Source organism: Methylocystis sp. (genome assembly GCF_050246715.1).
In the GTDB taxonomy this organism is placed as follows: domain Bacteria; phylum Pseudomonadota; class Alphaproteobacteria; order Rhizobiales; family Beijerinckiaceae; genus Methylocystis.
On sequence record NZ_JBFWVN010000045.1, the window covers coordinates 21367 to 27994 of the forward strand.

The window sequence follows — 6628 nt, forward strand, 5'->3', positions numbered from 1 at the left end:
GTGGGTTTCATCTTAAACCGTAACTACGAGCCTGATCCGTGGCACCCCAACCCGCCATCCAGCCGTCCTCGCTTTCCGATATTCACGAGGTGATCGCGGGCGATGCGCGCCAATTATCGGCAAAATTGTTGGCGCATCGAAAGAAGCTGTTTCCGCCGGAAGCGCGCAAGACCCTGCGTCGGTTTTCCTCCGGGGAAGCGGCAAAACTCATCGGCATCAATGATGGCTACCTTCGACAACTCTCATTAGATGGCAAGGGGCCGCAGCCCGAGACGAGCCCGACCGGCCGGCGCTCCTATTCGTTCGAAGATATTCAGGCGTTACGCGTCTTTCTTGATGAAGGTGGAAAGGCAGGACGAAGGTATTTGCCGAGACGGGGCAACGGCGAGCACCTTCAGGTCATATCGGTCGCCAATTTTAAAGGTGGTTCTGGCAAGACCACGACGGCAGCGCATCTGGCGCAATACCTTGCTCTGTACGGCTATCGCGTTCTGGCGATCGACCTCGATCCGCAAGCGAGCCTGTCTGCACTGCACGGCTATCAGCCAGAGTTTGATATTGGCGAGAATGAAACTTTGTACGGCGCGATCCGCTACGACAACGCGCGCCGTGAACTTAAGGAGATTATCCGGCGGACCTATTTTCCGGGGCTCGACATTATTCCCGGCAACATCGAACTCATGGAGTTCGAGCATGAGAGCCCGAAGGCCCTCGCGGAAAAAAAGCAGGGGGATGCCCTATTCTTCGCGCGCGTCGCACAAGCACTAGGATCCGTTGCAGACGACTATGATGTGGTCGTCCTGGATTGCCCACCGCAGCTCGGATTTCTGACGCTTTCCGCTCTTTGCGCGGCGACAGCGGTACTGATCACGGTGCATCCGCAGATGCTCGACCTCATGTCGATGTGTCAATTTTTGATTATGACCTCAGACCTTCTTGCTGTTGTCGCTAAGGCGGGCGGCAACATGGAGTATGACTGGATGCGTTACCTGGTGACTCGGTTCGAGCCAACCGACGGGCCGCAGACCCAAATGGTCGCGTTCATGCGCTCAATTTTTGGCGAGCGGGTGCTGACATCGTCGATGGTGAAGAGCACGGCAATTTCCGACGCAGGCATCACCAAACAAACGCTCTACGAAGTTTCGCGAGAGCAGTTTACGCGGGCAACATATGACCGTGCGGTTGAAGCTCTGGCCGCGGTAAACGGAGAAATCGAGGGACTTATCAGAACGGCTTGGGGAAGGTAGGCATGGCGCGCAAAAACCTCTTGCTGGGCTTGGACGATGAGGAGTTGACCGCGGTCAACCCGGAGAGTGTGACTACCCGTCACCCGCCGCCGACACTCGGAAATAGGGGCGCGGTCGGCGCCATGGGCCGATCTTTGGAGCGGATTTCAGCGGATATCGACGCGGCGAAGGCGCTCGAAAAAAGATTACTTTCCGGGGCGGACGTCATCGAAATTGATGCTTCGCTTGTCGATGCCTCATTCGTGACGGATCGCCTCGATGAAAGCGAAGCAGACCGCGCGTCGTTGCTCTCGTCCATCCGCACTCATGGGCAGCAGGTTCCGATACTAGTTCGACCTCACCCAGAGGTTTCCGGGCGCTACCAGATCGCCTATGGCCACCGGCGTTTGCGCGCGCTGCTAGAATTGGGGCAGCGTGTGAGGGCGGTCGTTCGCAGCCTGACCGATGACGAACTCGTGATCGCGCAAGGCCAGGAGAACAGCGCCCGTCGCGATCTATCCTTTATCGAGCGCGCCTCCTTCGCGGCGTCACTCGAAGAGCGAGGATTTGGCCGCGACACAATCATGGCCTCCCTCGCCGTAGACAAGACGGAATTGTCGCGGCTGATTTCATGTCGCAAGGCTTTGCCGGACGAGCTCGTGAAAGCGATCGGGGCAGCACCCAAAGCCGGTCGGCGCCGTTGGATGGACCTTGCCGAGCATCTTAAGGTGCCGCGGGCGAGCAAGGTGTGGGCGCGAATTTGTAACGAGGCGGAGTTTGCGCCGCTCGACTCTGATTCGCGCTTCGCTGCCGTTTTTGCGGCGCTCGCCACCAAGAACCTGCCGGCGAAAACGACATCATGGATCGATCATGATGGACGAAAGATCGCGCGGGTCGATGAAGATGCGGGATGGTTGCGAATCAATGTTGACAAGTCGGTCGACGCCGAGTTCGGCGCTTACATCGTGGCGCAACTGCCAGCCTTGCTAAAGGCGTTTCAGGTCAGTCAGCACGACGATTAGTTTTGTTGCGAGCAAAGGGTGCGCACGCGCTGCTCCTGAGATGCTCGCCGAGTGACGAGTTAAGCGTTTCGCCAACAACGATAGAGGTTACGACAAAAGAAAAAGGCCCCCGAAACATCGCCCGGAAGCCCTTCTCATAGTTCGCACCTAGAGAATCACACTTCCGCGAATCGCTGTCAAGAGTCGGTGCCGTTTCGGCGAGCGGATTTCTTTTGCCTGAACGAGGCAAAGGATCATGCGCACATATTCAACGACGCCCTTTGGGCGGCGGCCGCTGTCGCTCGCCATGGTGGCGGCGCAGGCGGCGACGCGAGACTTCGCGGCAAACCCCGACGCGTCCGAGACCGTCGTGCATAAATGGCGGCTGTTTCGGGCGCTCACCGAAGCCAAGGGCCCGCTTGGCGTCACCGACCGGGCGCTATCGGTCTTGCATGCCTTGCTCAGTTTCCACCAGGAAACGGCGCTGACGCTTCCAGAGGTCGAAGCGACGCAGGGGGATGCGCCATATCCCGGGATCGTGGTGTTTCCGTCGAACCGGGAGCTCTCGATCCGCGCCCATGGCATGGCCCCGGCGACGTTGCGCCGACATCTTGCGTCGCTCATCGAAGCGGGGCTTGTCATCCGGCGTGACTCGCCGAACGGCAAACGCTTCGCGCGGCGCGGGCAGGGCGGCGAAATCGCGGAAGCCTTCGGCTTCGATCTGACGCCGCTGGTCGCGCGTGCGGCCGAGATCGAAAACCTCGCCGAGGAAGTGCGCATTGAGAACCGCGCCATCGCGCTCTTGCGCGAGAAGATCACGCTCGTTCGTCGCGACATCGTCAAGATGATCGAGACCGGCATGGAGGAGGGGGTGTGCTTCGCGCCGCTAGTGATCGACGGGCAGGAGGTCGGCGACTGGGAAGGCCTTTACCGGCGCTACCAGGCCCTCTCAGAGAGCTATTCACGCAGCCTCGGGAGGGGCGAGCTAGAGACCTTGGCGGGCGAGCTCGGCTCCTTTGCGTTCGAAATCCAGAATCTGTTGGAAAGACACGTAAAACAGCAAAAAAGAAGCGCCAATGAGTCTCAAAATGAGCGCCACATACAGAATCAAATCACAAACATTCCTGATCTTGAACCTGACCTTCAAGAAGGTAGGGCCGAAACGTCCAGCCCAATGTCGAGAGAGGCGAATGCCGATAGGGGAGGGGATCAAGAAACGGAGGCTCCCAGTGCAGGTCTCGGCGAACGGCAAGCATCACCATCTCGAACCTATCCGCTGGGCATGGTGCTGCAAGCCTGTCCCGATATCGTCGATTACGGCAAGAGCGGCGAGATTTCCTGCTGGAGGGATCTCATTGACGCCGCGGCGATCGTGCGCTCGGCGCTGGGCGTCTCGCCCGATGCCTGGAAACAGGCGCTCGACGTTTTGGGCGAGCATGACGCCTCGATCGTCATCGCCGCGATTCTGCAGCGGGGCGCGGAAATCAAATCCGCCGGCGGCTATTTGCGGGTGCTGACCGCCAAGGCGCGGGAAGGAGAATTCTCACTTGGCCCGGTGCTGATGGCGTTACTGCGCGGCAAGGCGGCGAAGGCGGCGCGCGCGCGGAGACAGGCGGGATGATCGAAGATTTCAGGGCCGGGTTTCCTTGCTGTGGATTTGGCGATTATCGTTGCCGATCAAGGGAGCGCGGACGCGATGACCGACACGACGACCCAACTCGCCATTCTTTCCGACGCGCTGGTCAAAATCATCGAACTTGGCCCATTGGCGGCGGAGGGCAAGGCGGCGTCAGCCGATCTCTTGATCCGCGCGGGCGACATCGCCGCGCAGGCGCTAACCGCCGCCGCCACCTATGGCCAATTGCCGCCATTCGCGGAGCCATTGGAGCCTTAATCGGGCGCGGACAGCCAATGAAGCGCCGGCTGGCGTTGCCGGTTGAAATCCAAAGAGTGGTCGAACATTGCGCCCATCGGATTTCCCCGCTCGCCAAGCCGCAATGTGGGCTCAGCCACGGAGGGGATGCGCTTTGGCGAAGAGGACGGCGGCCTCGAAAGCCTCACACGGTAAATCAGGGTTCTCGGCGGCGATTTCGTCGAGACTGTCGCCATGCGACAACCGCGCTTCAACGGCGTGCGCCGTGATGCGTGTGCCCTTGATAACCGGCGCGCCGCCCTTGTTGATTCCTGGGACGCTTTCGATCCAGGCGTCGCGCGCGTAGACATCGTCCCACGCCCGATTTTCTGAGCGAGCTAGGCCCGTAGTTCCCTTCGTGCGTCGTGTCATGCGGCTTTGTCGGACCGGCTCGAACGCCGGCGGGTCACTGTCTTCGCAAGACCCGCCTCCTTGATCACCAAGGCCGGATCGCGCGCAAGAATTCGCACCAACATTCCAGCCGCGCCCGACGGGGACCGCTCTCCGCGTTCCCATTTGCGCACCGTCCCCAGAGACGCGCCGGTGACCTTTGCAAATTCTTCCTGCGTCAGACCCGCCTTGAGACGCGTTTCCGCAATGAACGTGCGATCGACCTTGACGCGATGTTCTCGCGCGCCAGGGCTTTTACGTCCTTTTGCGTAAGCCAGGGCGTCTTCGAGGCCCGCAATCAGCTTACCGAAATCCTTGCTGTCCATACCCGCTACCTCCCGAACTGGGCGCGAATTGCCGTGGTGAGCGCTGTCGCCGCTTTGCGTTGCCTGGTGTCGAGATCGCCTTGCACATTCTTGGCGTAGACCGCGATGAGAAACACCGGCATGTCTGCGTCGTGGAAAAAGGTGATGAGCCGCGCGCCGCCTCGTTTTCCCCGGCCTTTCAGCGGAATGCGAACTTTTCGCAGGCCGCATGTGCCGGGGATCACGTCTCCTGCTTGAGGGTCAGCGGCAACTGCGTTGACCACTTCGATCCTTTCGGCTTCGTCCATAAGTTGTGCCGCGTCGGCCAGATAGGGCGCCGTCTCGACAACGGTGATCAGCGACGCGCTTTTCATCGGCGCAATATACCCCAAAGGGGTATCTCCGCAAGACGTGTGCGTCAAATAGAGAATCAAATTTAATCGATCGACAGCAAAACCGCGCTTTCGTGGCGTTGGTGCCGCGGCGGCAGCGTGAGTTGCGCGTCGCAAGTGAGCGACCGGCGGCGTCCGCCAGCTACAAACCAGCCGCCTTGGTCAGATTGACACTGAAACGATCGCGTTTCCTCTGGTATCGACGCGTCATTTCAGCCGAGGCGTGGCCGAGGTGTCTTTGCACATGGGCCTCCTCGACCTGGGCGGAGGAGGCGAGACCGGCGCGCAGAGAATGGCCACCAAAGGCGAGGCGCCTTTCGCCCTCGGAGAGATCGCCACGAATGCCGGCGGCGAGCGCGGTTTTCTGGACCAGCCGGGCGACATGTTTGTCGGTGAGCCGGTCGGCCGACACGCCGCCGTTCTTGCGGGCGATCGGGCGGAAGAGGGGACCATGGCTGATCCGGCCGAGACGCATCCAGGTCTCGAGCAGGGCGACGGGACAGGTTTCGGGGCGGGAGCCGCGGCCGATTTCGACCTCGCGCCAGCCGGTCTTGCCGGAAATCTGCAGCACCGCGCCGCCTTCATTGTTGCTGGCGCTGGATATATCCGCGCCAGTCCTTTTGCCGCGGCTCGAAACATCCGCGCCAGGAGGAAAAATCTCGATCCAGCCGGTTCCGTCCTCGCTCTGGTCGGGGCCGCAATCGAGGCCGACAATCTCGGAGCGACGAAGGCCGCCGGAAAAGCCGATCGCCAGAATGGCGCGGTCGCGGATGCCGCGCAGGTCCATGTCGAGCGTCGCCAACATGGCGAGGAGCTCATCGGCGAAGATCGCTTCTTTCTGGATCGGCGGGCGGGCATGGGCGCGGCGAATGCCGGCGAGCACCGTCGATATATGCCGATCGGACGTGTCGAGCAGTTCGCCGCGTTGGCGGTAATGCCAACAAATGCCGGAGAGCCGGCGTTCTAAAGTGGCGACGGAAAGCGGCTCGTTTCCCTTCCCGCCCGCCATGCAGGCGGCGAGATAGAGACCGACGGTTTGCGGGTCCGGGGGCAGGGGATCGAGCCCCTGCCGGCGCAGCCAGGCGCAAAACTGCCGCCAATCGGCGTCATAGGCCCGCCTGGTGTTGTCGGAGCGGGCGTTGCGGGCATAGTCGCGGGCTTTTTCGGAGAGCGCGGCGAGATGGGGCGCCGCCGCCCGTTCGATGAGCGACGCGCCGCCGTCTTCCAATTCATCGTCCGTATTGGCCATCGCGTCCCCATTTTGGCCTTGGTTTGGGCCTTGGCGTCGTTTCGGGCGGAAAAATCCGACGCCTCGGCAGGCTCTTGGCGGCCGATTTCGGATCCAAACGCCCGGCAATCCGGGCCTCTCGAATCATGTCCGATAAGCGCAGATTATCGGACA

General features: G+C 61.1%; 8 protein-coding genes. 4 read left to right on the top strand and 4 right to left on the bottom strand.

Going from position 1 to position 6628, the window contains the following annotated elements:
- The first annotated feature begins 38 nt into the window (after window positions 1-38).
- From repA to AB7I51_RS13640, 4 genes are all read left to right on the top strand, one after another.
- Complete coding sequence (gene repA, locus AB7I51_RS13625; protein WP_428405094.1) at window positions 39-1247, top strand: plasmid partitioning protein RepA; 1209 nt, start codon at window positions 39-41, stop codon at window positions 1245-1247.
- A gap of 2 nt (window positions 1248-1249) precedes the next feature.
- Window positions 1250-2248, top strand: coding sequence for a plasmid partitioning protein RepB (gene repB / locus AB7I51_RS13630; protein ID WP_428405095.1), 999 nt, complete (start codon window positions 1250-1252; stop codon window positions 2246-2248).
- A gap of 235 nt (window positions 2249-2483) precedes the next feature.
- On the top strand, window positions 2484-3848 hold the full coding sequence (gene repC / locus AB7I51_RS13635) for a plasmid replication protein RepC (protein WP_428405096.1): 1365 nt from the start codon (window positions 2484-2486) through the stop codon (window positions 3846-3848).
- A gap of 75 nt (window positions 3849-3923) precedes the next feature.
- On the top strand, window positions 3924-4121 hold the full coding sequence (locus AB7I51_RS13640; RefSeq protein WP_428405097.1) for a hypothetical protein: 198 nt from the start codon (window positions 3924-3926) through the stop codon (window positions 4119-4121).
- 111 nt (window positions 4122-4232) lie between these two features.
- On the opposite strand, the gene AB7I51_RS13645 is transcribed toward AB7I51_RS13640, so the two are convergent.
- The 4 genes from AB7I51_RS13645 to AB7I51_RS13660 form a co-directional block, all read right to left on the bottom strand.
- Window positions 4233-4511, bottom strand: coding sequence for a DUF433 domain-containing protein (locus AB7I51_RS13645; protein WP_428405098.1), 279 nt, complete (start codon window positions 4509-4511; stop codon window positions 4233-4235).
- Window positions 4508-4855, bottom strand: a complete 348-nt coding sequence (locus AB7I51_RS13650) for a helix-turn-helix domain-containing protein (RefSeq protein ID WP_428405099.1) — start codon at window positions 4853-4855, stop codon at window positions 4508-4510. The genes AB7I51_RS13645 and AB7I51_RS13650 overlap by 4 nt, the downstream gene beginning before the upstream one ends.
- A 5-nt stretch (window positions 4856-4860) precedes the next feature.
- Window positions 4861-5268, bottom strand: a complete 408-nt coding sequence (locus tag AB7I51_RS13655; RefSeq protein WP_428405100.1) for a type II toxin-antitoxin system RelE/ParE family toxin — start codon at window positions 5266-5268, stop codon at window positions 4861-4863.
- Window positions 5269-5368: 100 nt separating this feature from the next.
- Window positions 5369-6475, bottom strand: a complete 1107-nt coding sequence (locus tag AB7I51_RS13660; protein ID WP_428405101.1) for an integrase — start codon at window positions 6473-6475, stop codon at window positions 5369-5371.
- Window positions 6476-6628: the final 153 nt, after the last annotated feature.